26 protein-coding genes are annotated in these 26,877 nt (G+C 71.9%); 16 read left to right on the top strand and 10 right to left on the bottom strand.

Annotation, left to right across the window (positions count from 1 at the left end; genetic code table 11):
• Nucleotides 1–96: 96 nt before the first annotated feature.
• Together ACIGXW_RS14915 and ACIGXW_RS14910 are read right to left on the bottom strand one after the other, a co-directional pair.
• On the bottom strand, nucleotides 97–1,026 hold the full coding sequence (locus ACIGXW_RS14915) for a PaaX family transcriptional regulator C-terminal domain-containing protein (protein ID WP_399573324.1): 930 nt from the start codon (nucleotides 1,024–1,026) through the stop codon (nucleotides 97–99).
• Nucleotides 1,023–1,679: a GNAT family N-acetyltransferase gene (locus tag ACIGXW_RS14910; protein ID WP_399573323.1), complete on the bottom strand. Its 657-nt coding sequence runs from the start codon at nucleotides 1,677–1,679 to the stop codon at nucleotides 1,023–1,025. The genes ACIGXW_RS14915 and ACIGXW_RS14910 overlap by 4 nt, the downstream gene beginning before the upstream one ends.
• A 102-nt stretch (nucleotides 1,680–1,781) precedes the next feature.
• On the opposite strand from ACIGXW_RS14910, the gene ACIGXW_RS14905 reads away from it, so the two are divergent.
• Nucleotides 1,782–2,603: an alpha/beta hydrolase family protein gene (locus ACIGXW_RS14905; RefSeq protein WP_399573322.1), complete on the top strand. Its 822-nt coding sequence runs from the start codon at nucleotides 1,782–1,784 to the stop codon at nucleotides 2,601–2,603.
• On the opposite strand, the gene ACIGXW_RS14900 is transcribed toward ACIGXW_RS14905, so the two are convergent.
• Nucleotides 2,525–3,970: a glyceraldehyde-3-phosphate dehydrogenase gene (locus ACIGXW_RS14900; RefSeq protein WP_399573321.1), complete on the bottom strand. Its 1,446-nt coding sequence runs from the start codon at nucleotides 3,968–3,970 to the stop codon at nucleotides 2,525–2,527. The genes ACIGXW_RS14905 and ACIGXW_RS14900 overlap by 79 nt on opposite strands.
• A gap of 275 nt (nucleotides 3,971–4,245) precedes the next feature.
• On the opposite strand from ACIGXW_RS14900, the gene ACIGXW_RS14895 reads away from it, so the two are divergent.
• The 5 genes from ACIGXW_RS14895 to ACIGXW_RS14875 all read left to right on the top strand — a co-directional run bounded on the left by ACIGXW_RS14895 (nucleotide 4,246) and on the right by ACIGXW_RS14875 (nucleotide 10,297).
• Nucleotides 4,246–5,301 (top strand): PP2C family protein-serine/threonine phosphatase, encoded by a 1,056-nt coding sequence (locus tag ACIGXW_RS14895; RefSeq protein WP_399573319.1) that lies wholly within the window; start codon nucleotides 4,246–4,248, stop codon nucleotides 5,299–5,301.
• 9 nt (nucleotides 5,302–5,310) lie between these two features.
• A complete protein-coding gene (locus tag ACIGXW_RS14890; protein ID WP_399573318.1) occupies nucleotides 5,311–6,405 on the top strand; it encodes an endonuclease/exonuclease/phosphatase family protein in 1,095 nt (364 codons plus the stop codon).
• A gap of 316 nt (nucleotides 6,406–6,721) precedes the next feature.
• Nucleotides 6,722–8,149 carry a family 2B encapsulin nanocompartment shell protein gene (locus ACIGXW_RS14885; RefSeq protein WP_071967410.1) on the top strand — a complete coding sequence of 476 codons (1,428 nt, stop codon included), beginning with the start codon at nucleotides 6,722–6,724 and terminating at the stop codon, nucleotides 8,147–8,149.
• A 31-nt stretch (nucleotides 8,150–8,180) separates the two neighbouring features.
• Nucleotides 8,181–9,383, top strand: a complete 1,203-nt coding sequence (locus tag ACIGXW_RS14880; protein WP_071967411.1) for a family 2 encapsulin nanocompartment cargo protein terpene cyclase — start codon at nucleotides 8,181–8,183, stop codon at nucleotides 9,381–9,383.
• 56 nt (nucleotides 9,384–9,439) lie between these two features.
• Complete coding sequence (locus ACIGXW_RS14875; RefSeq protein WP_071967412.1) at nucleotides 9,440–10,297, top strand: geranyl diphosphate 2-C-methyltransferase; 858 nt, start codon at nucleotides 9,440–9,442, stop codon at nucleotides 10,295–10,297.
• Between the two features lie 254 nt (nucleotides 10,298–10,551).
• On the opposite strand, the gene ACIGXW_RS14870 is transcribed toward ACIGXW_RS14875, so the two are convergent.
• Nucleotides 10,552–10,932, bottom strand: coding sequence for a peptidase inhibitor family I36 protein (locus ACIGXW_RS14870; RefSeq protein ID WP_399573317.1), 381 nt, complete (start codon nucleotides 10,930–10,932; stop codon nucleotides 10,552–10,554).
• A gap of 128 nt (nucleotides 10,933–11,060) precedes the next feature.
• On the bottom strand, nucleotides 11,061–11,516 hold the full coding sequence (locus ACIGXW_RS14865; protein ID WP_399573316.1) for an Lrp/AsnC family transcriptional regulator: 456 nt from the start codon (nucleotides 11,514–11,516) through the stop codon (nucleotides 11,061–11,063).
• Between the two features lie 141 nt (nucleotides 11,517–11,657).
• Here ACIGXW_RS14865 and ACIGXW_RS14860 point away from each other — a divergent pair, with 141 nt between their 5' ends.
• The 5 genes from ACIGXW_RS14860 (at nucleotide 11,658) to ACIGXW_RS14840 (ending at nucleotide 16,652) form a co-directional block, all read left to right on the top strand.
• Entirely contained in the window at nucleotides 11,658–12,662 is a 1,005-nt protein-coding gene (locus ACIGXW_RS14860) for an asparaginase (protein WP_399573315.1), read from the top strand.
• 56 nt (nucleotides 12,663–12,718) lie between these two features.
• Nucleotides 12,719–14,155: an aspartate ammonia-lyase gene (aspA, locus tag ACIGXW_RS14855; protein WP_399573314.1), complete on the top strand. Its 1,437-nt coding sequence runs from the start codon at nucleotides 12,719–12,721 to the stop codon at nucleotides 14,153–14,155.
• Between the two features lie 22 nt (nucleotides 14,156–14,177).
• Nucleotides 14,178–15,599: an NAD-dependent malic enzyme gene (locus ACIGXW_RS14850; protein ID WP_399573312.1), complete on the top strand. Its 1,422-nt coding sequence runs from the start codon at nucleotides 14,178–14,180 to the stop codon at nucleotides 15,597–15,599.
• A gap of 152 nt (nucleotides 15,600–15,751) precedes the next feature.
• Nucleotides 15,752–16,363, top strand: a complete 612-nt coding sequence (locus tag ACIGXW_RS14845) for a hypothetical protein (RefSeq protein WP_399573311.1) — start codon at nucleotides 15,752–15,754, stop codon at nucleotides 16,361–16,363.
• A 130-nt stretch (nucleotides 16,364–16,493) separates the two neighbouring features.
• Nucleotides 16,494–16,652: a hypothetical protein gene (locus tag ACIGXW_RS14840; protein WP_399573310.1), complete on the top strand. Its 159-nt coding sequence runs from the start codon at nucleotides 16,494–16,496 to the stop codon at nucleotides 16,650–16,652.
• A gap of 40 nt (nucleotides 16,653–16,692) precedes the next feature.
• On the opposite strand, the gene ACIGXW_RS14835 is transcribed toward ACIGXW_RS14840, so the two are convergent.
• The 5 genes from ACIGXW_RS14835 to ACIGXW_RS14815 all read right to left on the bottom strand — a co-directional run bounded on the left by ACIGXW_RS14835 (nucleotide 16,693) and on the right by ACIGXW_RS14815 (nucleotide 21,655).
• Nucleotides 16,693–18,009, bottom strand: coding sequence for a peptide ligase PGM1-related protein (locus ACIGXW_RS14835; RefSeq protein ID WP_399573308.1), 1,317 nt, complete (start codon nucleotides 18,007–18,009; stop codon nucleotides 16,693–16,695).
• Nucleotides 18,010–18,044: 35 nt separating this feature from the next.
• Entirely contained in the window at nucleotides 18,045–19,283 is a 1,239-nt protein-coding gene (locus ACIGXW_RS14830) for an MFS transporter (protein WP_399573306.1), read from the bottom strand.
• Nucleotides 19,280–19,954, bottom strand: a complete 675-nt coding sequence (locus ACIGXW_RS14825; protein WP_399573304.1) for a TfuA-like protein — start codon at nucleotides 19,952–19,954, stop codon at nucleotides 19,280–19,282. The genes ACIGXW_RS14830 and ACIGXW_RS14825 overlap by 4 nt, the downstream gene beginning before the upstream one ends.
• Nucleotides 19,955–20,001: 47 nt before the next feature.
• Nucleotides 20,002–21,348, bottom strand: a complete 1,347-nt coding sequence (locus tag ACIGXW_RS14820) for a YcaO-like family protein (RefSeq protein ID WP_399573302.1) — start codon at nucleotides 21,346–21,348, stop codon at nucleotides 20,002–20,004.
• Between the two features lie 70 nt (nucleotides 21,349–21,418).
• Nucleotides 21,419–21,655 (bottom strand): thiovarsolin family RiPP, encoded by a 237-nt coding sequence (locus tag ACIGXW_RS14815; RefSeq protein ID WP_143170549.1) that lies wholly within the window; start codon nucleotides 21,653–21,655, stop codon nucleotides 21,419–21,421.
• A 271-nt stretch (nucleotides 21,656–21,926) separates the two neighbouring features.
• Between ACIGXW_RS14815 and ACIGXW_RS14810 the strand changes: the two genes are divergently transcribed.
• From ACIGXW_RS14810 to ACIGXW_RS14790, 5 genes are read left to right on the top strand one after another with little or no spacing between them, the layout of a single operon-like run.
• The gene (locus ACIGXW_RS14810; protein ID WP_399573300.1) at nucleotides 21,927–23,075 is read left to right on the top strand and encodes a glycine amidinotransferase; all 1,149 of its coding nucleotides are present in this window, start codon (nucleotides 21,927–21,929) and stop codon (nucleotides 23,073–23,075) included.
• Nucleotides 23,076–23,095: 20 nt separating this feature from the next.
• The gene (gene dpgA / locus ACIGXW_RS14805) at nucleotides 23,096–24,196 is read left to right on the top strand and encodes a 3,5-dihydroxyphenylacetyl-CoA synthase DpgA (protein ID WP_399573298.1); all 1,101 of its coding nucleotides are present in this window, start codon (nucleotides 23,096–23,098) and stop codon (nucleotides 24,194–24,196) included.
• A 32-nt stretch (nucleotides 24,197–24,228) separates the two neighbouring features.
• Nucleotides 24,229–25,005: an enoyl-CoA-hydratase DpgB gene (dpgB, locus tag ACIGXW_RS14800; RefSeq protein ID WP_399573296.1), complete on the top strand. Its 777-nt coding sequence runs from the start codon at nucleotides 24,229–24,231 to the stop codon at nucleotides 25,003–25,005.
• Nucleotides 25,002–26,021: a methyltransferase gene (locus ACIGXW_RS14795; protein WP_399573293.1), complete on the top strand. Its 1,020-nt coding sequence runs from the start codon at nucleotides 25,002–25,004 to the stop codon at nucleotides 26,019–26,021. The genes dpgB and ACIGXW_RS14795 overlap by 4 nt, the downstream gene beginning before the upstream one ends.
• Nucleotides 26,022–26,049: 28 nt before the next feature.
• Nucleotides 26,050–26,742 (top strand): iron-containing redox enzyme family protein, encoded by a 693-nt coding sequence (locus ACIGXW_RS14790; protein ID WP_071967426.1) that lies wholly within the window; start codon nucleotides 26,050–26,052, stop codon nucleotides 26,740–26,742.
• Nucleotides 26,743–26,877: the final 135 nt, after the last annotated feature.

The following is a 26,877-nucleotide window of genomic DNA, read 5'->3' as shown; positions in this document are numbered from 1 at the left end:
AGCGTAACGCCGTCGACGCGCTGTCCGGCGGAGTACGGGCGGGGTGTGGCGGCCGGCTCCCCTGAGTGGATGACGCGGCAGGCTGATCGACGGAGGTCACTGGTCGGGCGCCGCGCGCAGCGCGTCCTGGTAGAGCCGGAAGACGCGGGGCAGAGGTCGGCCACGCGCGTCCTCCCGGGCCCGGGCCTTGAGGAGAGCGTTCCAGCAGGAGGCGGTCAGGCGGCGGGCCCGGCTGCCGGGCCAGGACTCCGGGAGGAGCTCGGGCGGTAGGAGGGGATCCGGTTCCATCGCCCGGGTGAACTCGGCCGCGAGTTCGACGGCCATGGTCAGTTGCTCGGCCTCCGACAGCGGCGTACCCCCCGAAAGGTGTGCCAGGCAGCTCTCGGCGAAGGCGGCGAGCCGCCGGTGCCGTTCGGCGATCTCCTCCAGCGGCCAGAGGGCGGCGGCCAGGCCCGGCGGGTCGACGAGGTCGCCGATGCGCAGGTCCGTGCTGGTGAGGCGGGTGAGCGAGTCGCCCACGCCGAGGTGGCGCGCCTGGGCCTCGACGAGCTCTCCGATGGGGTTGGCGCTGACGTACAGGCCGCCCTGGACGGGAGCGGCGCCGAGATGGAGGAGGGTGTCGCGGAGCGCGTCGCGGGCGCCTCTGCTGGATTCGGGGATGGCGAAGGCGAACAGGTGCCATGTGCCGTCCCACGGGGCGAGCCCGTGGTCCTGGCGGTAGGCGTGGCGTACGTAGGCGGCATCGGGCGCGAGGGAGCCGGTCACGTCGGCGACCGCGCGCAGTACGGCCTTGCGCCCCCGGCCCTCGTGGGTGAACCGGCCCTCGGCGGCCAGCCGTTTGACGCACAGCCGGACCTGCTGGTCGGTCATGCCGAGGATCCCGGCGACGGTGTACAGCTCGCCGGCGTCGACGGTGCCGTCCTCGCGGACGAGGGCGTGGACCAGCAGGCGCGTGGGAATCTCCGGTCTCCCGGCCCGGCCGGCGGCCCCGTCGGGGGATGTGTCGGCGGTCTGACGCGCGGTCATCGGCCCTCCTCGCTGTCCGCCGTGTCCGCGGCCGTGACCGGGCGGTGCATGGTGGTGACGGCACCGAAGCCCATCAGGCCGCGCAGGTACGGCGTCCGCTCCGTGCGCACGGCGGTGAAGCCGCGGCGCTCGTACAGGGCGCGGGCCCGGGGGTTGACGTCGATGACGTCCAGCCGGATCCGGTGGCAGCCGGCCTCGGCGGCCACGGCGGCGACCTCGCGGAGCAGCAGGGTGCCGATGCCGGAGCCCCGGTGCGCGGCGTCGACGGCTATGCCGTCCATCACGAGTTCGCCGGCGGCGGGTCTCCGCTCGAACAGGGCGAGGACGGCCAGCCGCGGCAGGCCGCGGACGGGGCCGTAGGCGGACAGTACGTCCTTGACGTCTCCGCCCGTCAGGGCGCGGTCGCCCAGTTGGTACCCGGCCACGCCGACCACGTGTCCGTCGGCGAGCGCGGTGACGCCGCGGTCGTGGTGGAGGTGGGCGGCGATGAAGGCCCGTGCCTTCTCGGGCGGGTTGAGCGCGGGGCCGAGCTTGCGGCCGAACGCCTCCCAGTACAGGTCGGCGACCCGGCTCTCGGCTCCTGTGGGCACCCCCCGGCGCACCACCAGTCCTTCGCGTGCCGCGGTTCCGCCCCGTCCGACTGTCGTGTTCATCGTCGCCCCGCCTCCCTCGATCGACTGCCCCTTGCGCGTTTGACTCTATTACGTTCATGCTCAGAACGAGCGTTTTTCAAACGATAGATTTTGGGGTGGGTTGTGAGGCTCGGCAGACGGGACGGGGCCGACGGGCGCCGGCTCGACGGCGTGCTCGCCAGGCCGGCGTCGGGAGCCGGTCCGTTCGGTCTGGTCGTCTTCGTCCATGGCGACGGGCCGGTCGACGCGACCCATGAGACGTTCTACCGGCCCCTGTGGGAGTCCTTCGCCCGGGCGGGCTACGCCTCGCTGTCCTTCAGCAAACCCGGTGTCGGCGGCTCGGAGGGCGACTGGCTCGATCAGAGCATGGCGGACCGGGCCGAGGAGACCCTGGCCGCGGTGGCGTGGGCCCGTGCCCGGCCGGACGTCGACGGCCGGCGGATCGGTCTGTGGGGCGCGAGCCAGGCCGGGTGGGTGCTGCCGAAGGTCGCCGCCCGGGACCGGAGCCTGCGGTTCGTCATCGCCGTCTCGCCGGCCGTCAACTGGTTGCGTCAGGGCCGCTTCCACCTCCTCGCCCGATCACGCGAGGACGGCGCCTCCGAACAGGAGGTCCGGGCCGCGTTGCGCCGGCGGGAGACGACCTTGCGACTGCTGCGACGCGGTGCGTCGCCCGGATGCCGCGCACTCCCTGGTCCGGCACGCCGTCGAACGCTCCGGGGCGCGGCTCACGCTCACCGCGGTGCTGGCCCCCAGGTCCCTGTTCGCCGCCGGATTCCTCGCAGACCAGGGCCGGTACGTGCGGGAGAAAACGGAGCGGCCCGGCCCTCGATAGGGCCGGGCCGCTCCGGATCGGGCATGCGCGGAGGTCAGACCACCGGAACCGGGAAGGTCGGGTACTCCACCCCGGAGACGTGCTGGACGACGCGGATGACCTGGCACGAGTAGCCGAACTCGTTGTCGTACCAGAGGTAGAGGATCGCGTTGTCGCCGTCGACCTTGGTGGCGCCGGCGTCGACGATCGACGCGTGGCGCGAGCCGATGAAGTCGCTCGAGACCGCGTCGGGGGCGGTGGTGAAGTCGATCTGGCGCTTGAGCGGCGAGGTCAGCGACACGTTGCGCAGGTAGTCGAGGACCTCCTCGCGGGTGGTCTCGCGCCCGAGCCGCAGGCTGAGGATCGCGATCGAGACGTCCGGCACGGGGACGCGGATCGAGCTGCCGGTGATCGGCGCCTTGAGGTCGGGCAGCGCCTTGGCGACGGCCGAGGCGGCACCGGTCTCGGTGATGACCATGTTGAGCGGCGCGGAGCGGCCGCGACGGTCGGCGCTGTGGTAGTTGTCCAGCAGGTTCTGGTCGTTGGTGAACGAGTGGACGGTCTCCACGTGGCCGCGCAGCACGCCGTACTCGTCCTCCATCGCCTTCAGCGGCGGGACGATCGCGTTGGTCGTGCAGGACGCGCAGGACAGGACCCGCTCGTCCGGCTTGATCATGTCGTGGTTGACGCCGTGCACGATGTTGGGCACGTCACCCTTGCCGGGCGCGGTCAGGACGACCTTGTCGATGCCGGGGCGCAGGTGCTTCGACAGACCCTCGCGGTCGCGCCACTTGCCGGTGTTGTCGATGAGGATGGCGTCCTTGATGCCGTACGCCGTGTAGTCGACCTCCGACGGGTCCCCGGCGTAGATCACCTTGATCTCGTTGCCGTTGGCGATGATCGTGCTGTTCGCCTCGTCGACGGTGATCGTGCCCTGGAACTGGCCGTGGATGGAGTCGCGGCGCAGCAGCGAGGCGCGCTTGACGATGTCCTGCTCGCCGCCCTGGCGGACGACGATGGCCCGCAGCCGCAGACCGTTGCCGGAGCCGGCCTTCTCGATGAGCAGGCGCGCGACGAGGCGGCCGATGCGGCCGAAGCCGTAGAGGACGACGTCGCGGCCCTCGGAGCGCTCGGCCTTGTTCTCGCCCGTGGCGCCGGCGACGGCGCCGGCGGTGAACTCCTCCACCGACAGGCCGCGGTCGTCGGTCTTGTACGTCGCGGCGAGCATGCCGATGTCGATCTGGGAGGGGCCGAGATCGAGCGTGGTGAGAGCCTGCAGGAACGGCAGGGTCTCGGTGACCGAGAGCTCCTCGCCGGCGATCTGGCGGGCGAACCGGTGGGTCTTGAGGATGCTGACCACCGACTTGTTCACCAGGGAGCGGCTGTGGAGCAGGACGGTGACGTCGCGCTCCCGGTGCAGCTTCCCGATGATCGGGATCATCGACTCCGCGATCTCCTCGCGGTTCTTCCAGCTTGTGAACGAGTCTTCGTTGACTATCACAGGTGGTCCATCTTTCGAGCTAGGCGGCGCTCATATGCTAACCCCACGCCAGTTCGACCCTTCACATGGTGCGGCCCAGGGGAGAATGTCCCAGTTTGGGATGCCCTTTTGGTCGGGTGTGGGCGATGCGCCGTGTTTGGGAGGGAGGGTGGGAGCGACGACTGGAACATCGGAGGTCCAGGGCGCAGGCTTGAATCATGCGGTCGCTCCTCGGCTCAGCTCCGCGACCGCGAACGGGTACCCCTGGCCGGGTCCTCTTCGCGTTCGGGCAGTGCGTGCCGTTCGCGATCGCCCTGCTCGTGATCGCGATCGAGCTCTCACCCGCGCACTTTCTGTATACGGGCCCTCTGCTGACCGCGACGCCGGCCCTGGCCGCGGTGACGATGGGCCCCAAAGGCACCCTCCTGGCCGCGGCCGTCGCCGTGGCCGTCAGCGTGATGACCGCCACGTACAACGACGCATGGGGCAGCCAACAGGTCTACACCAATTTCCTGGCGCTCTTCCTGGTGTCCGTGGCCAGCATCACGACCAGCAGCGCCGTACAGACGCGCAGGCGGAACGAGCTCGACCAGGTCCGCCGCATCGCCGCGGCGGCGCAGGAGGTCATCCTGAGACCCGTGCCCCCTCGGCTGGGCCCGGTGCGGCCCGCCAGCATGTACCTCGCGGCCGAGGCGGGGGCGCAGATCGGCGGTGACCTGTACGACGCCGTACAGACCCGCTACGGGGTCCGGATGATCGTAGGGGACGTCCGGGGCAAGGGGCTGCCCGCCGTGCGCGCGGCCGCCGCCGTGCTGGGCGCGTTCCGGGAGGCCGTGCACTACGAGGACGACCTGGTGGAGGTCGTGCACCACTGCGTGGCCGCGCTGCAACGGGAGTGCGCCGTACCGGGCGCGTTCGATCAGGAAGCCCTGATGGAGGGGTTCGTCACCGCTCTCGTGGCCCAGGTGCCGGACGAGGCCGTGGTCGAGGTGGTCAATCGCGGCCACCCGCCTCCCCTGGTGCTGCGCGACGGCAAGGTCCGGACCCTGATGGCCGCCTCCACGCTGCCGCCCCTGGAACTCGAGGAATTCGTCAACGACCTCCCCGACAAGGCGGAGAGCTACCCGTTCCTGCCCGGTGACCGTCTGCTGCTGTACACCGACGGCGTGATCGAGGCCCGCAACCACGACAGCGACTTCTTCCCCCTGCCCGAGGCCATGGAGGCGGTGCACGCCCGCACCCCGCAGGAGTTCCTGGAAGGACTGCACCAGGAACTCGTCCGGCACACCGAGGGCTGCCTGACGGACGACGTGGCGATGCTCGCCTTCGACCGCGTCGACCACACCGCGTAAGGAGGCGCCATGACCATCCGCATCGCCACCTTCAACGCCGAGAACCTCTTCCGGCGGCCCGTCGTCTTCGGCATCGAGGACGCCGCGAAACGGCGGGGCGTACTCGACGCCTTCAACAGGCTCATCGAGCTTCTCGACCATTCCGAATACACGCGCGACGACAAGACGGAGATCCTCGGCATACTCGCGGCGCACGGCGTCGACAGTGCCCAGGAGACCTCCACGCGGGCCATCGCCCTGAACGAACCCCGCGGCGGCGCGAGGCTGCTCAGGATCCAGGGCGGCGTCGTCGAGGTCAGGGCCAAGGGGCGGCCGCACTGGGTCGGCTGGGTCGAGCTCGTCCGTGGCGACCTCAGTCTGGAGGGCGTCAAGAACACCGCCCGGGTGATCGCCGAGGTGGACGCCGACCTGCTGCTGACGGTCGAGGTCGAGGACCGGCTCACCCTGCACCGCTTCAACGAGCAGGTGCTCGCGGGACAGTTGGGCGCGCGGCCGTATCCGTTCAATCTGCTGATCGACGGCAACGACAGCCGCGGCATCGACGTCGGCGTGCTCAGCCGTCACCCCATCACCTCGGTGCGGTCGCACATCTTCGACACCAAGGAAGGGGACCCGGTCTTCAGCCGGGACTGCCCGGAATTCGAGGTCGACTTCGGCCACGGGGTCCGCCTGTGGCTGCTGGGGAACCACTTCAAGAGCAAGATAGGCAACCCGGCCGACACCCTCCGCCAGCGCAAGCGGCAGGCCGAGCGGGTCGCGGCGATGTACCGGGCGGCCCTCGACCGCTGCGCGCGCGTGGTGGTCGCCGGAGACCTCAACGACACGCTCGACAGTGAGCCGCTCGCGTTCCTGCTGACCGCCGGGCTGCGGGACGCGATGACCCACCCCAGCTACACGGGGGATCCGGGGACCCACGGCGACGGCGAGTCGCCGGGCGACAAGCTCGACTACCTCATGTTCTCGCCCGAGCTGTGGGACACGGTGCAGGCGGTGGACGTGGAGCGGCGCGGGATCTTCACCCCCGGCAAGTGTTTCGACACCGTCACCTCGAAGGGCGACCAGGCCTCCGACCACGCCGCCCTCTTCGCCGACCTGGCGCTGTGAGCCGTCGACCTGCCCCCCTTGGCCGACCTGATGGTGCGTTATCAGCCACCTCGGCCATCTGGCGCGATGCGACGGCATCGTCGCCCGCGCCTCGGTACCCGCACGATCGAAACAGGGGCATTCGCGACATGGCAGACGTGATCGCCGTCCGTTCGGTGGCGTGTCGGTGGCGTGATTGCGACGGTGCCGCTCCGGTCGTCTCGACCAACATCATCAGGCGCTGCTTCACTTGCGCGGCGGGAGCTCCTCGTAGCCCGATCGGGCTAGTCAGGGGGGCTCCCTCTTGACGCACGCGCCCAGATGGAAGGTACCCGGGATGTCGACCGCCGCGCACCGGCAGCAGCCTCACCAGCCCGAACAGCAGGCAGGCCGGGCACAGCTCGGCCTGGGGATCGCCGCCGCGCGCAACCTCGCGACCACCACCAAGAGCGTCCCGCAGATGCAGGGCACCAGCTCGCGGTGGCTGCTGCGCATGCTGCCCTGGGTGGAGGTGAAGGGCGGCGCGTACCGGGTCAACCGGCGTCTGGTGTACGAGGTCGGCGACGGCCGGGTCACCTTCGTCCAGGACGGATCCGCGGTCAGGGTCGTCCCCGCCGAACTGGGGGAACTGCCGCTGCTGCGCGGGTTCCACGAGGACGAGGTGCTGCGGGCCCTGGCCGAGCGGTGCCGGCGGCAGGAGTTCGAACCCGGCCAGGTGATCGCCGAACGCGGCCGGGCCGTCGACCACGTCTATCTGATCGCCCACGGCAAGGTGGAGAAGGTCGGCGCCGGGAAGTACGGCGAGGAGACCCGGCGCGGCGTGCTGGCCGACGGAGGGTTCTTCGGCGCGCAGGTGGTGGCCGAGGAGCCGGGGGAGTGGGAGTTCACGGCGCGCGCGATGACGGCGTGCACCGTACTGGCCCTGCCCCGGTACGCCTACGAGGAGGTGGCGGGCCGCAACGAGCGGCTGCGGGCCCACGTCCGGCGCCGCGAGGCCGAGAAGGCGCGGCCGCAGAACAAGAAGGGCGAGGCGAACATCGCCCTCGCCTCCGGCCACACCGGCGAACCGGTCCTGCCGGGCACCTTCGTCGACTACGAGCTCGCGCCCCGCGAGTACGAACTGAGCGTGGCCCAGACGATCCTGCGGGTGCACAGCCGGGTCGCCGACCTCTACAACGAGCCGATGGACCAGGTCGAGCAGCAGCTGCGGCTGACCATCGAGGCGCTGCGCGAGCGCCAGGAGTCCGAGCTCGTCAACAACCCCGAGTTCGGCCTGCTGCACAACGCCGACTACAGCCAGCGCATCTCCACCCACTCCGGCCCGCCCACCCCCGACGACATGGACGAGCTGCTGAGCATGCGGCGGGGGACCAGGGCCTTCTTCGCCCACCCCCGCGCCATCTCCGCCCTCGCCCGCGAGTGCAACAAGCGGGGCCTGGCCTTCGACAGCGCCGACGTGGGCGGCCACCCCGTGCCCGCCTGGCGCGGCGTGCCGATCCTCCCCTGCGGCAAGATCCCCGTCTCCGACGAGGGCACCTCCTCCATCCTCGCCATGCGCCTGGGCGAGGCCGAGCAGGGCGTGATCGGACTGCGCCAGACCGGGATCCCCGACGAGTACGAGCCCGGCCTGAACGTACGGTTCATGGGCATCAACGACCAGGCCCTCATCTCCTACCTGGTCAGCACCTACTACTCGGCGGCCGTTCTCGTCCCCGACGCGCTCGGCGTCCTCGAGAACGTCGAGGTCTTCCACACCCCGTCCTGACGGGCACCACCCCCGACGGAGAGAAGAACCTGTGTCACTGCTGTCCAGGGTCACCGCGCCCACGGCCCGCCACGACGTGGCGCGGCTCGTGGCCACGCTGCTCACCCACCACCAGGGCGTCCGCCGTTCCGCGCCGGGCACGCTGCCCGGCACCGCCGCCCGCCCGGCGGGCCCCGTCCTGCCCGCCGGGCCGACGGGGCTGGGCACCTCCGCCGCCCGCATCGCGTCCCGCGGGCCGGCCCGTGAGAGCGCCGCCACCCCGGACGGGCGCGGTGCGGCCGTCCCCGAGCTGTACTGCCCGCCCGCGCTCCGGGACGACCCGGCACTGGGCCGGGAGGTCAACGACCGGCTGGTGGAGTGGGCCGACGGGGCCGGCATCTACGCCGGACGGCTCGACCGCGTCCGCGCGGCCGACTTCGGACGCCTGATGATGCTGGCGCACCCTGACACCGACGACCCGGATCGGCTGCTCGCGGCGGGCAAGTGCGCGCTCGCGGAATGGGCCACGGACGACTACTACTGCGACGACGAGACCGTGGGCTCCCGCCCCGAACTCCTCGGCTCGCACCTCGGACTCGCCTACGCCGCCCTCGACCCCGCCCACCTCCCGTCCCGGTACGCGGCCGCCTGGGAGAGGGACCTGCGCGACGACCCCGTACGGGTCGCCCTGCGCTCGGCCCTCGACCACCTGGACCGCTACGCGGAGCCGTCCCAGGTGGGCCGGCTGCGGCACGAGGTCTCCGTCCTCTTCGTGGGCTACGGCCAGGAAGGCTCCTGGCGGTCCCGGGGCCACATGCCCAGCGTCCACGAATACCTGGCCCACCGTCAGATCAACAGTTTCCTCCCCTGCATCGCCCTGACCGACGTGGTGGGCGGCTACGCCCTGCCCGCCACCGAGTACGCCGACCCGCGCGTGCGCCGCGCCGTCACGACGGCCGCCACGGCCGCCACGCTCGTCAACGACCTCTACTCGATGACGAAGGAACACGACTCCTCGGGCGTGGAGTTCAACCTGCCCACCGTGATCGCCGAGGAGGAGCGGTGCTCACCGCGCGAGGCGATCGAGCGCAGCGCCGACATCCACGACGAGCTGGTCCACGCCTTCGAGACGGAGGCCGCTGCCCTCGCCCTCACCGGCTCGCCCCAGCTGCGCCGGTTCCTGGCGGGCGTGTGGGCCTGGCTCGGCGGCAACCGCGAATGGCACAGCGGCAGCCCCCGCTACAACGGCGCCTGAGCCCACGCCCTTCTTTGTCACCCCACGCATTTTTCTGCACGTCCAAGGAGCACCCCATGACGACCACGCCCGCGCCCACCGGCGTCCTGCGCACCGCCTACCAGAAGGCCGTCGCGGAGTACTGGAACAACGAGAAGGACCCGGTCAACCTGCGCCTGGGCGACGTCGACGGCCTCTACCACCACCACTACGGGCTCGGCGACTACGACCCCTCCGTCCTGGAGGGCCCGCAGGAGACCCGGGACGAGCGCATCGTCCAGGAGCTGCACCGGCTGGAGTCGGCACAGGCCGACGTCCTCCTCGACCACCTGGGCCCCATAGCCCCCGACCAGCGCCTGCTGGACGCCGGCTGCGGCCGGGGCGGCACCAGCATCATGGCCAACGCCCGCTTCGGCTGCCAGGTCGACGGCCTGTCCATCTCCCAGTCCCAGGTCGACTTCGCCAACGACCAGGCCCGCAAGCGGGGCGTGGACGACAAGGTCCGCTACCACTTCGGCAACATGCTGGACACCGGCCTGCCCACCGGCGCCTTCCAGGGGATCTGGAACAACGAGTCCACCATGTACGTGGACCTGAACGAACTCTTCGCCGAGCACGCCCGCCAGCTGGCGTACGGCGGCCGCTACGTCACCATCACCGGCTGCTCCAACGACGTCACGGGCCTGCGCTCCAAGGCGGTCAGCCGCATCGACGAGCACTACACCTGCAACATCCACCCCCGCAGCGCCTACTTCAAGGCCATGGCCGCCAACGGTCTCGTGCCCATCAACGTCGTCGACCTCACGGCCGACACGATCCCGTACTGGGAGCTGCGCGCCCAGTCCTCCCTCGCCACCGGCGTCGAGGACCCGTTCCTGACCGCGTACAAGGAGGGCAGCTTCCACTACCTCCTCATCGCCGCCGACCGCATCTGATCACCTTCCTCACCCATCGCAGCCACCCTGACCGGGGACGACGGTGTCGGGCTCAGTAAGGGCCCGACGACTGGCCGCTGAACACGCCCGTCGTGGACCTCTTCGCCCCGGAGCTGGTGGCCCAGGAGATCAGCCGGGACGAGTTCGAGGAACAATGGGCCCGCGCCCGTCAGGCGGAAGCCGAGTAGGACGCGAGGGCACGGCTCGTGACCCGAGAAGGCTGCCGTCCGCAGGGGACGGCAGCCTTGGGGCTGCTACTGGGGCTTGAAGGAACGGACCTGGTAGCTGCCCTGCAGATTGCCTCCCTTGCCGGCAGGGGTGGAGCCGACCCGCTTCTGGTGATTGGTGCCGGTGAAGTACTGCACCCGGTGCCCCGTTCCGTTCCATACGGAGCGGACGTTCTGCCCGCGCTGGATGAAGGAGCAGTCGTCGGCGGTGTTCGCCCTGCCGCTGTCGGCCCACTGGCAGCGCGTCCCCCCGCCGTTCCAGTCGCTGTAGATGCAGAAGTGCCCGGGCGCGCAGTTGTAGCCCGCCAGGTGGGCGGGCGCCGCGGGGGCGGCGGTCGCGGCGGGGCCGGCGCCGAAGACGGCGGCCAGGGCGGCCGCGGCGACGGCGAGTGAGTGAAGACGACGCATGGCAAAGCTCCATTTCCAGTTCGGCGGTCCGGAGCCACCGCACCACGCAGGTGAGGCGGGGCAGCCCTGATCAGCCCAACGACCCGCCCGGGGCCAGGAAACGGCCGTCCGGCGGCATGCGCACCGCCTCAGATCTCGACCGGCAGGCCCTTCGGTTCCTTGACCCGCTTCATGATGATCTGCGAGTTGACCTCGGTGATCCCCGACAGCGCGGTGAGGCTTTCGATCCACAGCCGCTCGTAGGCGGTGAGGTCGGCGACCGCGATGCGCAGCAGGCAGCCCGGGCTGCCGAAGAGCCGGTACGCCTCGATGACGTCGGGGATGTCCTGCAGGGCGGCCTCGAAGGCCTCGACGGCCTCGCGGTCGCGCTTGACCTCGATGGACACGAGGACCTCGAAGCTGCGGCCGACGGCCTCGGGATTGATGATCGCCCGGTAGCCCTGGATGACGCCGTCCTGTTCCAGCTGGCGGACGCGGCGCATGCACGGGGAGGGGGTCAGGCCGACGCGCTGGGCGAGCTCCTGGATGGTCAGCCGACCGTCGTCCTGGAGCTCGCGCAAGATATTTCTGTCGATGCGGTCCATCACGCAATTATCCACCACTCCTGGGCGGTCACACCGCCCATTTCGGCGACCCGATTGCGCGCGATTCGTCCTATCGTTCACCTGCCCGGTGGCGACCGCCGCGACCGGCCAGAGAAATGATCTTGAGGAAGGCGGGCAGACGTGGGACAGGTCGTCGTCATCAGCACAGGCGGAACGATCGCCAGCCGCTGGCAGGGGTCCGGTTTCGCCGCCGACGCGCGGGGCGGTGACGTGCTGGCCACGGCCGCGGTGCCCGAGGGCGTGACCGTACGGGTCGTCGACCTGATGAGCGTGAACAGCGCCCGGATCACCACCCGCGACCAGCTCGCGCTGCTGCGGACCGTGCACGAGGTCCTCGCCGACCCCGCGGTGGACGGCATCGTCGTCACCCACGGCACGGACACCCTGGAGGAGTCGGCCTTCCTCCTCGACCTCCACCACGGCGACCCCCGCCCGGTGGTCCTCACCGGCGCCCAGCGCCCCCTCGAAGCCCCCGACGGCGACGGCCCGCGCAACCTCCGCGACGCCCTGCTGGCCGCGAGCTCGCCCGCGCTGCGCGGCCACGGCGTACTCGTCGCCTTCGACGGACAGATACACGCCGCACGCGGCACGATCAAGGTGCAGACGCTGGCCGCCGACGCGTTCGCCGACCCCTCCGGCAGCCCCGTCGCGGACGTCAAGGACGGCCACGTCCTCGTCCGCCGCCGGCCCGAGCGCCCGGAGCCGCTGCCCCTGCCGGCGGCCGACGCGCCCCTCCCGCGGGTCGACATCGTCACCCACCACTGCGACGCGGACCCCCTGCTGTTCAACGCCGCCGTGCAGGCCGGCGCCCAGGGCATCGTCCTCGTCGCGACCGGCGCGGGCAACGCGACCCCCGAGGTCGTCGCCGCCGTCGAAGCGGCCGTCGCCCGCGGCGTCCTCGTCGCCCTGACCACCCGCGTCCCCGCCGGACCCGTCGCCGAGATCTACACCCAGGGCGGTGCCGTGGACCTGGCGGCCGCGGGCGCCGTACTCACCGGCACCCTCCGCGTAGGCCAGGCGCGCATCGCCACCCTCGCCGCCGTCCTCGCCGTCCCCGACGCGGACGACACCGCCGGCCGCACCCGCGCGCTGCGCCACGCCGTGGCCGCGCCCCCGGCGTCCTGACCCGGGCCCCCACCCCCACTCCCGCTCCCCCCACCTCAGCTGATCGGATCCCCCCCATGTCGGCCGTCCCCGGTCCGTCCCGCACCGAACACGACCTCCTCGGCGAACGCGACGTCCCCGCCTCCGCGTACTACGGCGTCCACACCCTGCACGCCGTCGAGAACTTCCCCATCACCGGCACCCCCATCTCCGCCTACCCCGACCTCGTCACCGCCCTCGCCTCCGTCAAGCAGGCCGCCGCGCTCGCCAACCGCGACCTCGACCTGCTCGACGACCGCAAGGTGGACGCGATCGTGAAGGCCTGCGAGGAGATCCGCGCCGGCCAGTGGCACGACCACTTCGTCGTCGACGTGATCCAGGGCGGCGCCGGCACCTCCACCAACATGAACGCCAACGAGGTCATCGCCAACCGCGCCCTCGAACTCCTCGGCCACGACAAGGGCGACTACGGGCACCTGCACCCGCTGGAGGACGTCAACGCCGGGCAGAGCACGAACGACGTCTACCCGACCGCCGTCAAGGTCGCGCTGCAGCTCGCCGCCGAGCGGCTGCTGCAGGCCATGGACGTGCTGCGCGAGGCCTTCGCCGGCAAGGCGGAGGAGTTCGCGGACATCCTGAAGATGGGCCGCACCCAGCTGCAGGACGCCGTGCCCATGACGCTGGGCCAGGAGTTCGCCGCCTACGCCGTCATGCTGGAGGAGGACCGCGCCCGCCTGGCCGAGGCCTGCGCCCTCATCCGTGAGATCAACCTCGGCGGCACGGCCATCGGCACCGGCCTCAACGCCCACCCCAACTACCCGGGGCTGGCCTGCAGCCACCTGAGCATCATCACCGGCATCCCGCTCGCGGTCGCCGGTGACCTCGTCGAGGCCACGCAGGACATGGGCGCGTTCGTCCAGCTCTCCGGCGTGCTCAAGCGGATCGCCGTCAAGCTCTCCAAGACCTGCAACGACCTGCGCCTGCTGTCCTGCGGCCCGCGCGCCGGCCTCGCCGAGATCAACCTGCCGCCCGTGCAGGCGGGTTCGAGCATCATGCCCGGCAAGGTCAACCCGGTGATACCGGAGGTCGTGAACCAGATCGCGTTCGAGGTCATCGGCAACGACGTCACCGTCACCTTCGCCGCCGAGGCCGGCCAGCTCCAGCTGAACGCCTTCGAGCCGGTCATCGCCCACAGCCTCCTCAAGAGCATCGGCCACCTCAGCGCCGGCTGCCTGACGCTGGCCGAGCGGTGCGTCACCGGCATCACCGCCAACCGCGAGCACCTGGCGCGCCTCGTCGCGCAGTCCATCGGCCTGGCCACCGCCCTCAACCCGCACATCGGCTACGAGCAGGCCACCGCGGTCGCCCAGGAGGCCCTGACCACGGGCGCCGCCGTCCACGAACTCGTCCTGGCCAAGGGGCTGCTCACCGAGGACCAGCTCCGGGAGATCCTCCACCCGGACAACCTCGCCCGCCCCCACGCGCGGACCGCCGCCACGGCCGTCCGCTCCTGAAACAGAAAGAAGAACTCCTCTCATGGCAACGGCGCCCAGCGTCTCGTACTCGATGACGGTCCGGCTGGAGGTCCCCGCGGGTGGTACCGCGGTCAGTCAGCTGACCACGGCTGTGGAGTCCTCGGGTGGTTCGGTGACGGGTCTGGATGTGACCGCTTCGGGTCACGAGAAGCTGCGGATCGACGTCACGATGGCGACGACGTCGACTGAGCACGCGGACGAGATCGTGGAGAAGCTGCGCGGCATCGAGGGTGTGGTGCTGGGCAAGGTCTCCGACCGTACGTTCCTGATGCACCTCGGTGGCAAGATCGAGATGGCGTCGAAGCATCCCATCCGCAACCGTGACGACCTGTCCATGGTCTACACCCCCGGTGTGGCGCGGGTGTGCATGGCGATCGCGGAGAACCCCGAGGACGCCCGCCGTCTGACGATCAAGCGCAACAGCGTCGCGGTGGTCACCGACGGCTCCGCGGTGCTGGGGCTGGGCAACATCGGCCCCAAGGCGGCCCTGCCGGTGATGGAGGGCAAGGCGGCCCTGTTCAAGCGGTTCGCGGGCATCGACGCCTGGCCGATCTGCCTGGACACCCAGGACTCCGACGCCATCGTCGAGATCGTCAAGGCCATCGCCCCCGGCTTCGCCGGCATCAACCTCGAGGACATCTCCGCCCCGCGCTGCTTCGAGATCGAGGCCCGCCTGCGCGAGGCGCTGGACATCCCCGTCTTCCACGACGACCAGCACGGCACCGCCATCGTCGTCCTCGCCGCCCTGACCAACGCGCTGCGCGTGGTGGGCAAGAACATCGGTGACGTACGGGTCGTCATGTCGGGTGCGGGCGCGGCCGGTACGGCCATTTTGAAGCTGCTGATCGCCGCCGGTGTCAAGCACGCCGTGGTCGCCGACATCCACGGTGTCGTGCACGCCGGGCGTGAGGACCTGGTGTCGGCCGATCCGGGTTCGGCGCTGCGGTGGATCGCGGACAACACCAACCCCGAGGGCATGACGGGCACCCTGAAGCAGGCCGTGCGGGGCGCGGATGTGTTCATCGGTGTGTCGGCGCCGAACGTGCTCGGTGGCGAGGACGTGGCGGCGATGGCGGAGAACGCGATCGTGTTCGCACTTGCCAACCCCGACCCCGAGGTCGAGCCGGCTGTGGCACGCCAGACCGCGGCGGTGGTGGCGACCGGGCGGTCGGACTTCCCGAACCAGATCAACAACGTGCTGGTGTTCCCGGGCGTCTTCCGCGGTCTGCTGGACGCCCAGTCGCGTACGGTCAACACCGAGATGATGCTCGCGGCCGCCGGCGCGCTCGCCGATGTCGTCGCCGAGGACGAGCTCAACGCGAACTACATCATCCCCAGCGTCTTCAACCCGGGAGCCACCGCGGCCGTCGCCGCCGCGGTGAAGCGGGCCGCGCTGGCCCAGGGGACGGCTCAGGCCGGGTAGCCGTCCGAGCTGACGGGCGCCCCTTGCTCCGGCTCGGACGGAGCCGAAGAGCCGGATTCCGGGGGCGCCCGGCTCCTCGCGGATGACGGTCTGCGGGACCGCGGGGTTTTCGATCTTGACCTCAACCGCACTTGATGTACGAGGGTTGCCTCATGACACACCTCGCCACGCTGCGGAACTCCGACTCCGGTATCACCCTCATCAGCCGCTGGACCACTGGCGACCGCGAGCGCTCACGCGCTGCCGCGGACGCCCTCCTCGACACCTGGTCGTCGCGCGCCAACACCCCCGCCGCCCTGCTGGCCACGCACGTCTTCCTCGACGAGGACGGGACGGGCCTCCTCATCCACGGACAGTGGACGAGCGCCGAGGACCATCTCGCCTTCGTCCGGGAGGGGCGCGCCGCGCGGGTCGACAGCATCGACGCGCGCGTCCCCGGCATCGAGCGCCTCGGGCTGAACCGTACGCAGCCCTACCGAGAGGTGGTGCTCGGCCCCGGCCCGGCGGGTGAGGTCTTCGCCTTCGCCACGTACGACGTGGAATCCGCCGAGGCGGCGCGGGACCGGGCGGACGGGCGTGCGGCGGAGCTGACGGACGCGGCGCCGTCGGGGCTGCTGGGCGTTCACCTGTACCTCACGACCGACGGCGGGCGGGTCGTGGAGCTGGCGGAGTGGGCCGGGACGGCCGACGCGGCCGCGCGGGAGGCGGTGCACGCGGCCGGGACCCGGTTCTACCGCTTCCACGGAGCGAGTACCGGCCGGTAGCGGTCCTTGCCGGGCGGCTGACAGGTTGCGCTGTCACGGCAGGGTGCGGGGCCCCTCCGGCCGTGTGAGGCTGGAAGAGGATCCCGTAATCCAAGAGATCGGATCAGCCATGGCCGGGATGCCGAAGTGGATGCACAAAGAGCACGGCGACGCCGAGGACAAGCGCAAGCAGCAGGAGAAAGCCGCAGGCGCCACGGAGAAGGAGCGGGCGGAGGCGCCGGAGGAGCCCCCCTACAAGCCCGCCCCCGAGACGGACATTCTCGGCTGGGGACATCGGCACACGTCCTGAAGCGTCACGCCCGCCGGGCCACCGCTCGCAGCCGTGGCTCTCACCCTCCCTTGGGTACGTCGGTGAACAGCTCCAGCACGCGCTGCCGGTTCTTCTCCGCACGGGGCAGGTCCTCCGCGACCACGCAGAACAGGACGTCCCGGTGCGTCGGGTCGAACGCCGAGTTCACCACCACGCCCGTCCCCCTCCCCGGGTCGTAGGCGAGCCCGGCGTCCGCGAGCCGGCTGAGGGCGGCGTCGAAGGACGGGACCGGCCAGCCGACGTGCTCCAGCAGGACACGGCGGGCGGGGTAGTCCTCGCCCACGATCCGGCCGCCGATCACCGCGTAGAGATGCGTGGAGCCGGTCACCCTGCCGTTGAACTCGGTGAAGTACAGCTCGCCCGACGGCGTCACGATGGCGTCGGCGGAGAGCATGCCCCGGTAGCCCATGGCGTGCAGCGGCTCGCAGATGCGGCGGCCCTGCGCGAGCAGAGCGGCCAGCGTGGGTGCCTCCAGGCTCTGCACGGGCATGATCTGCCCGCTGGGCGTCGGCGCGTACAGCAGCTCCCCGTCCCCGGACCGCTCGACGCCCACGTCCGACAGCCGGAACTCGGCGAACACCGAAGCGGAGTCGGGAAAGTAGCGCTCCACGACGAGCCGGCGGCGGCCGCCCTCCGTCAGCCGCCCCCACTGCGCCTCCACGTGGCGGCGCAGGCCAGGCCGGTCGGGCAGGACCACGACGTGGGGCGCGCCGCGCGGGGTGATGCCACCGCCGCGGCTGAGGATCTCGTTGCCCTTGCCCGCCTGGCGGAACTCCTGCTTGGTGATCACCGGATGCCCCGCGTCGAACAGCCTGCCGATCGTCTGCTCCGCCGCCACCGGGTCCGCGCACACCGCGCCGTCCGGGACCGGTGCGCCGGCGCCGGCCGCCAGGGCGCGGAAGACCGCCTTGCTGTTGACGAGGGCGCCCCCGCCCTGGCCGATGAAGGCGTGCCCGGGCACCAGGTGGAGGAGGTCCAGCGCGCGGGCGAACTCCACGACGGCGGCGTCGGGATGGAGCATGACGACGCGGTCCACCGTCCGTCCCGCGAGAGCAGCTCGCACCGCGTCCTGGAACGCGGGGCCGGCGAGCAGGGCTGCCGAGAGCATCGCGCCGTCCGGCGGCACGACCACGCGGAGCGACGCGGGATCCGTACCGGTCAGCGAGGTGACGTAGTGGACGAAGGAGTCGTCGGGCCGTTCGGGCAGGACGAGGACGTCGTCGTCGCGTGCGAAGAACAGGGTGCGTTGGGCGTACCACCGCGCGGTCGCGTACCGCGCCTCGTCCGCGCCGTCGAGCTCCTCACCGAAGTCGTTGCCGATCAGCAGCCGTGCCACACGCCTTCTCCTTTCGCCTCGTCGATTGCGCAGGGTCAGCCGGACACCTCGGCCCGGGCGGGCTCGGGCACGGGCGTGGTGAGCCGTCGCGCGCCCAGCGCCGCGAACGAGAAGGCCACGCAAGCGGCGCCGGCCGGCAGGGCCAGGGCGCGGCCCGGGCCCAGGGCATCGGCCAGGGCGCCGGCCAGCCAGCCGCCGCCCGCCACGCCCAGCGCCATGGCCGTGTTCTCCACGCTCATCCCCTCGGTGAGCAGTCCAGGCGGCAGCAGCCGCTCCACCAGGACCAGGCCGGAGATCCCGATGGGGGTGACCGTCAGCCCCGCGACGAACATGCTCAGCGCGAGCGACCAGACGTCCCGGGCCACGACCAGCGGCAGCAGCCCCACGACCTGGGCGCCGAGGGCGCGGATCCACAGCAGGTGCGGCGGCGCCGCCCAGGAACGCGCCCCGTACCACAGGCCGCCGATCATGCTGCCCACCGCAAGTACGGCCAGCATGGGTCCGGCCAGGGCCCGCGAGCCCAGCTCCGCCGACCGGGCCACGACGACGATGTCGAACATGCCGACGACACAGCCGGCGGCGCAGGCGACCGCGGTGATCACGAGCATGCCGGGGACGGCGAGCGCGGACCCGGTATCCTCGCGGCCCCGGCGGGGCGGCGGCTCCGAGCCCCGCTGCAGCGCCAGGGCGCACGCGCCGCCGACAGTCAGCACCAGGCAGCACGCCAGCCCGGCGAGCCGGTGCACGCCGGTGGCCAGGGCGGTGACGAGGACCGGGCCGGCAATGAAGGCGGTCTCGTCCAGCACCGCCTCGAAGGAGAAGGCGGTCTCCAGCCGGGCGCCCGCGGGCTTCACGCCCGGGCGGGCCAGGACGTGGGCCCAGCGGGTGCGGACCATGGTGCCCGTCGACGGCCGGGAGGCGCCCGTGACCGCGCCGGCCAGGCACAGTGCCCACAGGGGCGTCGAGGGGCGGGCGAGGGCCATCAGCGTCGTCAGGCCGGCGAAGTGCAGCGCGGCCGAGGCGAGCAGCACCCCGCGCTGCCCGTGCCGGTCGGCGAGCCGGCCGGCGGCCGGGGCCGCGGCGGCGTAGCCGAGCATGGTGGCCGCCGCGACGGCGCCCACGTCCCGGTAGGAGCCGGCGGCCCCCGGCAGCGACGAGAACAGCAGCACGATGCCCAGCCCGAGCATCGCCACCGGCAGCCGGCCGACGAACGCGGCCGTGCTGAAGGCGGCCGTGCCCGGAACCGTGAAGATCCCCCGGTAGGAACGGATCACGAAGCCGCCTCCGTCGGGCCGCCGAGGTCCTGCCGCATCCTGCCCAGCAGCGCGAGGGCGTCCTCGCGCTTGGTGTCGGGGGCCTCTTCGGCGAGGAACCGTGCCAGCTCCGCGACGGCCGCCCCGCCGCCGCCGAGCTCGGCCCCGAGCAGGCGCAGCACCGCCGGCACGGTCCGGGACGTGAAGTACAGGGACTTGGCGATCTCCAGGAACCGCTCGGCGACGGTCGCGTCCACCCTGCCCGCGTCCACACCGGCCCGGACCGCGAACCGCAGGTTGATCAGCGGCTCGGAGGAGGCGTGCAGCGTCCGGGGGTCGTAGACGAGGGCCACCTCGTCGTCCGCGTCGACCGCGCCCGAGGCGTAGGCCTCGAAGACGCGCCCCACACCCGTCACGCCGTAGGGCGCGCACTCCACGGCCCGCAGCGCGCCCATGCTGGAGGACCCGTACACCGGGACGCCGGAGTCCACCGCGCGCAGGACCTCCTTGGGCGAGATCGCGGGAGCGCCCAGGAAGCGGCCGTCGACGATGCCGATCGCGGGGGGTCCGACGGGGCGGGAGAGCAGGGCCTCGATGTCGCCGCGGGCGACGGGCGGCAGGTACTCGGCGTCGAGCTCGCGGGCCGCGGCCGCGCGGTCGAGGCTGGGGCCGAGAAAGACGACGGGACGCATGCGGAACTCCTGGCCAGGAAGGGTGCCGGAACGGCCGGCCCGACGGGTCACACGGGGGAGAGCGTACGGACCGCCGCCTGCCAGGCGGCGGCGCCACGGGCGCCTATCCGGCAGTAGTCCGTCGCCCATGACTCCAGTCCCGGGACCATCACCCGCACCACGCTGACGGGGATCTGCGGCGGCGAGAGGTCGACCACGACGACCCGGGGGATGCCCGCGGCCCGCAGCCGCTCCAGCATCAGGTCGATGTCCGCGCGGACGTCGTCGCCCGGATGGGTGGCGATCTCGCTCATGCGGACGGTGCGGCCGGCCGGCTCCCAGGCCCAGCCGTGCTCGTCGACCGAGGCCGAACGCCGCACGTGCAGCTCGTACTTCGCGACCTCCTGCCCGGGCAGGCTGATGTCCTCGCGCATGGCCTGGACGTCGACGGCCCGCGCCTGGGCGCACTCGCTCAGCGCCCGGGTCAGGGCCACCTCGGCGTCGGGGTGCGCCCCGTACCCGCCGTGGCCGCTGGAGACGGCGAAGCCGATGTCCGCGCTCGTCGCCGCGAAGAAGCTGGGGATGCCCAGGTCCGAGGTGACGTCGACGGCGCGGACCTCGACGCCGGCCGTGTGGAAGCGGGCGAGGAGCTCCTGCGCGCCGGGCGGTGCGCTCTCCAGGCGTACGTGCGGGTGCAGCCCGCGCAGCCGGTCGATCGTCGCGGCATCGGCGAGGGGAGAGCGGGGGGCGTGCCCCCCGCCCTCGTGTCCCGGGGCCTGGAGCACCTGGGTGAGGTAGTTGCTGACGAGTTCGGCCAGCGTCATGGAGTCGCGCTCGATGAGCTCGCACAGCGCGTGGCAGACGGCCTCCTCGACGCTGTTGCCCGAGGCCAGCCCATTGGTGGAGGTGATGCGGTAGCAGGGCTGTTCGTGGAGCCGGGCCTGGTAGACGGCGCCGTCCTGGGGGACCAGGACCGGTTCGTCGTTCAGCAGGTCCCAGCCGCGCACCCAGGAGAGGGGGCCGTCGTCGCGGTAGTCGTGGGCGAGCTCGAGGTGGTAGTCGCCGGGGTGCAGCACGCTCCGGCCGGCGGCGGCGAGTTCCTCGTACGACGCCACGAGCTCCGGCCGGAGAGGGAGCCACGCGGAGTACCGCTCGATCGCCTCCATCACCGCGCTGATCCGGGCGTCCGCCCGGCACGCGCCCTTGCCGCTGTAGACGGAGATGCTGTCGTTGGAGCGGGGGATGACGGCGCTGTAGACGGGGATACCGACGCAGTCCAGGCCGGTGATGTCGGCCAGCCGCGTGATGCCCGCTCTGCGCAGGTGCGGCCGCACGCGCCGCCAGGTCTCCTCGGTCGTCACCTCGCGATGGGCGCCACGACCGGCCGCCTTCGCCACGTGCGTGCGCAGTTTCATGCGTCCCTTCCCCGGGCCGGCGCGAGACGACGGGTCCAGGAGCACACCCGGGCGCACCCCTGGACGAGGATCACCGTACGGTCTGGGCGCGCGGCGCCGTGAAGAAGGATTCGCCGGCACCACGCACGCTCTGGGCCCGCGGCGCGGTGAAGAACGACTCACCCGCACCACGCACGCTCTGCGCGCGCGGTGCGGTGAAGAAACACTCACCGGCGCCCGAGCGCGTCTCCAGGAAGGTCTGCAGCTGTTCCGGACTCAGGTCCGCGAGCTCGGACAGCGCCGCACTCCGCATGTCTTTTCCGCCCATGCGCACAGTCCTTTCTTTCGGTTGCTCCGAATGTTCCGGGAATCCCCGGAACCCGCCCTCCCGTGAATATGGGGCGCGGATTCCGTGATGAAAAATTCCCATCCGAGCGTGACACGGGGCGAGTTGACGGTCAAGACCGTTACCGGCGCCCGCCCCGCCCGTCCCGTCCTTCGATTAACCGAATTAATCGGCGCATTAATTATTCGCCATTGTCGGTGCCGCCGCCTGCTGGCACAGTTGATGTCCGCGTGCCCGGGCGAGGGGAGAAAACATGTCGGTGAACAGCTTTGACGAGTGGTCACCGCTGCGCGAGGTGGTCGTCGGCTCCGCCCTCAACTACACCTCGCACGACCGTGAGCTCTCGTTCGACCTCTTCTTCCACGACAACCTCGTCCGCTCCGAGTGGTACTACCCCCGCCTCTCCACCCCCGGAGCCGCCCCGCCCGGCGACCGGACAGCGCGCCGTTCACCCATCAAGCAGCGGTACGTCGACGAACTCGCCGAGGACCTCGAAGGGCTCGCCGAAACCCTTCGCTCCCTGTCGGTCACGGTGCTGCGCCCCATGGACCTGGACGGGAGCACCACCGAGGTGCGCACCCCGGCGTGGTCCGCCGCCGTCGTGCCGCCGCTCAACATCCGGGACAACACCCTCATCGTCGGCGACGAGATCATCGAGACGCCGCCGATGATCCGCTCGCGGTACTTCGAGACGCAGTTCCTCAAGCCGGTCTTCGCCGCGTACTTCCGCCGGGGCGCCCGCTGGACGGTGATGCCGCGCCCGCTGATGACGGACGCCTCGTTCGACCCGTCGTACGCCGAGGGAACGGCCGGCGGGCCCACCGAACCGGTGGCCGACCCCCGACCGTCGCCCTACGACGTCGGCTTCGAGATGATGTTCGACGGAGCGCAGTGCCTGAGGCTGGGCCGCGACATCGTCGCCAACGTCTCCACCGCGCACCACGCCCTGGCCGTCGACTGGCTCGAACGCCACCTGGAAGGGCGGTTCCGCATCCACCGGGTGCACCGGCTCAGCGACAGCCACATCGACAGCATGGTCCTCGCCCTGCGCCCGGGAACGCTGCTCGTGCGCTCGCCCGAGGTCGCCGAGCTGCTGCCGAAGCCGCTGCGCTCGTGGGACCTGATCGTGCCCCCGCCGCCGCGGACGAACGCCTTCCCCCGCTACGACGATGACGACCTCGTGCTCACCAGTCCGTTCATCGACCTCAACGTGCTGTCCGCAGGCCCCGACACCGTGCTGGTCAACGACGCCTGCCCCGAGCTCGCCCGCACCCTGGAGCGGCACCGGTTCACCGTGGTCCCCGTCCGCCACCGCCACCGGAGGCTGTTCGGCGGGGGCTTCCACTGCTTCACCCTCGACACCGTCAGGGACGGCGGACCCGAGGACTACCTCGGCGGCTGACGGCCGGACCAGGAGACGGCATGAACCCCACCCACCCCACCGCCCCCGCACCCGGTCCGGCGCCCGTGCCGCGGATCACCTCCGTGGGCACGGCCGTACCCCCCTGCTCGTACACCCAGCGCGAACTGCTGGAGACCTTCGGCGTGGTGGACCCGCGCGTCAGGTCGGTGTTCCTCAACAGCGCCATCGAGCGACGCCATCTGATCCTGCCGCCGCGGCGGGCGGACGGCACCCGGCGGCCCGAGACGCAGGGTGAACTGCTGCGCAAGCACACGCACGCGGGCCTGGCCCTGGCGCGTCAGGCCGCCGGAACCGCCCTGGAGCGGGCCGGCGCGACCCCGGCGGACGTGCGGTACCTGTGCTGCGTGTCCTCGACCGGGTTCATCACCCCCGGCTTCAGCGCGCTGCTCCTCAAGGAGCTCGGCGCCCCGACCCACTGCTCCCGCCTCGACGTCGTCGGCATGGGCTGCAACGCCGGCCTCAACGCCCTCGCCGCCGTGGCCGCCTGGACGAGCGCGCACCCCGGCCGGACGGCCCTCATGGTGTGCGTCGAGGTGTGCTCGGCCGCGTACGTCGTCGACGGCAGCCTGCGGACCTCCGTCGTCAACAGCCTCTTCGGCGACGGCGCGGCCGCGATCACCGTGACGGCGGGGGAGCGCGACGGGCCGCCGGGAACGGCCGGGCCGGCGGTGCTCGGCTTCGCCAGCCGGATGATTCCCGAGGCCATCGACGCCATGCGCTACGACTGGGACGACGACCAGGGCCGATTCAGCTTCTCCCTCGCCCCCGACGTGCCCTACGTGGTGGGCGCCCACGCCCGCCGGCCCGTCGACCGCCTCCTGGCCGGCTCCGGCCTGCGCCGCTCCGACATCGCGCACTGGGTGCTGCACTCGGGCGGCAAGAAGGTCATCGACTCCGTCCGCGTCAACCTCGGGCTCACCCGGCACGAGACCCGGCACACCACGGGCGTGCTGCGCGACTACGGCAACCTCTCCAGCGCCGCCTTCCTGTTCGCCTACGAACGACTGACCGAGGAGTCCGCCGCCGCACCCGGCGACCACGGCGTCCTGATGACCATGGGGCCGGGCTCGACGATCGAGACGGCGCTGGTGCGCTGGTGACCGGTGAGAGAGACGAGCCAGAGAGGATCGCGATGGACGTGCGCAAGGACGCGCCGGAGCTCGCGGGGGCCCTCGCCCTCACCTGGGAGGCGGGGCAGGGCCGCACGCTCGCCGACCTGACCGCCTCGCTCGACGCCGTCTGCGACCGGGCGGAGGACGCCGCCGACGGGGCCACCGTCATCACCCTGTGGCTCGGCGCCACGGCACCGGACGCCCGCTCGTGGCCGGAGGAGACCACCATCCGCCAGGTCAACCGGTGGGAACGGGCCGTACGCAGGCTCGAACGCCTGACGGCCGTGTCCATCGGCGTGGCGAGCGGCACCTGCGGCGGCCCCGCCCTCGACCTGCTGCCCGCCACCGACTACCGGATCGCCACCGCGGACCTGCGCCTGCTGCTGCCCGTCCACACCAGCCGCCTCTGGCCCGGCATGGCGGTGCACCGCCTGGTGAACCAACTGGGCGTCGCCCGGGCCCGGCAACTGCTGATGTGGGGATCGGAACTGACCGCCGAACGCGGCCTGCGCCTCGGCCTGATCGACGAGATCGCCCCCGACGCGACCGAGGCCGTGCGCGCCGCCGTCCTCCTCCTCGGCCGCGCCGCCGGCCCCGACCTGGCCGTCCTGCGCCAGCTCATGCTGGAAGCGCCGGTGACCTCCTACGACGAGGCACTCGGCGTCCACCTGGCCGCCTGCGAACGCGAATTGCGGCGCAGGCGCACCCCCGACCCGGCCGGCGAGGCCGCCCCGGACACACCGGACACGGCGGACGCCGCCGGCGCGTACGGCGAGGACAGGAGAGGACCGGCATGACGGACACCCGCCGACAGGCCAACGCAGAGCGCGGCCCGGCCGCACTGGCGACGCTGGCCACCCCCATGTCCGTACGCGTCGCCGCGACCCTGCGGCTGGCCGACCACCTCGCCCCCGGGCCGCGCACCGCCGCCCAACTGGCCGCCGCCACCGGCACCCACGCCCCGACCCTCGACCGGCTGCTGCGCCACCTGTGCACCCTCGGACTGCTGCACCACGACACCCCCGGCCACTACCGGCTCACCGCCGACGGCGAGCCGCTGCGCGAGGACCACCCCGGCGCACTGCGCGCCCGGCTGGCCCTCGACGGCCCGGAAGGCCTGGCGGACCTCTCCTTCATCCACCTCCTCCACACCGTACGCACCGGAGAACCCGCCTTCCCCCGGCAGTACGGCCACACCTTCTGGGAGCACCTCGCCGAGGACGACGCCCTCACCGCCGCCTTCCACCACCGCATGGGCCGCGCCGTCGACACCCTGGCACCGGCCGTCGCCGCCGCCTACGACTGGGCACCCCTGGAACACGTCGTCGACGTCGGCGGCGGGAACGGCTCCCTGCTGACCGCCCTGCTGCTGCGCTGCCCCCGGCTGCGGGGCACGGTCCTCGACCTGCCCGACGCGGCCCCCGCCGCCGAACGGGCCTTCGCCGACGCCGGCGTCGCCCCTCGCGCCGCGTTCGTCGCGGGCAGCTTCTTCGACCCCCTGCCCCCGGGCGCACCCGCCTACGTCCTGTCGGCGGTGCTGCACAACTGGGGCGACGACGACGCCCGGGCCATTCTGCGCCGCTGCGCGGAGGCGGCCGGGCACGAAGGCCGGGTCCTCGTCATCGAGAAGAGCGCACCGGCCGGCGGCGCCCCCGGCACCGAGGAGGACCTGCGCATGCTCGCCTACTTCGGGGCGCGCGAACGCGGATCCGACGAGATCCGCCGGCTCGCCGCCACCGCAGGGCTGACGGCGACCGGGGTCCACCCCGCCGGCCCGGTCGCCGTCGTCGAACTGCGCGGCGCCCGCACGTGACCACGGCCTTCACCCTGAGGGAGACGAGATGACCCGCGCACTGGACCGGGAACGCCTGGAGAAGCTCGCGGCGGAATTGACGGAGAAACAGTTCGAGGGCGTACCGAGGGTACGGGAATTCCATGAGGGCACCTGGACCGACCGCCGTTACTACACCCGGTACCTGAAGGAAGTGGTGCTGCAGATCCGGCTGAACAACGTGGCCGACGCCTACGCGCTCTACAAGGCCAGTTACGGCGACTACCGCCTCGCCGGAAAGCTGGCCCGGTACCTGGCCGACGAGATCGGGCACGAGGGGATGTTCGTCGGGGACCTGGCCCAACTCGGCGTGAGCCTGGAGGAGATCGACGCCACCCGGGTGTTCCCCGCGACGGCCAAGACCATGGGCTATCTGCGGATGGCCACCGACGAGCGCGGACCCGCCCCCGTCGCCCTGTGGGACTGGTACCTCGAGTGGTGGTCGGACCGGTACATGCAGGCCATCACCGATGCCGCCGCGCAGGCCTTCGGGACGCGCTGCACCCGGGGCGCCCAGGCGCACCTCGACCTGGACGCGTCGCACGGCCACGACGACATGATGTTTGAAACGACCGCGAAGGCCGTCGAGTTGTACGGCACCGCGCGGGACGCCTACGCAGATCTGGAGATCTTCATCGACCTCGGCAAGGAGCTGTACGTCCAGCTCCACGACGAGACGGTGGGCACCCCGGCGGCCCGCTGAACCCCGCGCGGGGGAGGGCCGCGGAGCCCGGCGCTCCACGGCCCTCCGAACCGCCCTTCGCGGGCATTCGTCTGCTTCACGCCAAACTGCGTTTTCGTCTCGAATGGGGATTGCCGCCGCGCCCGGCCGGGGGAG

This window comes from Streptomyces sp. NPDC053079 (genome assembly GCF_044546695.1).
GTDB lineage: Bacteria > Actinomycetota > Actinomycetes > Streptomycetales > Streptomycetaceae > Streptomyces.
The sequence above is the reverse complement of the archived record's forward strand: the minus strand, read 5'-3'. Positions and strand labels throughout refer to the sequence as shown.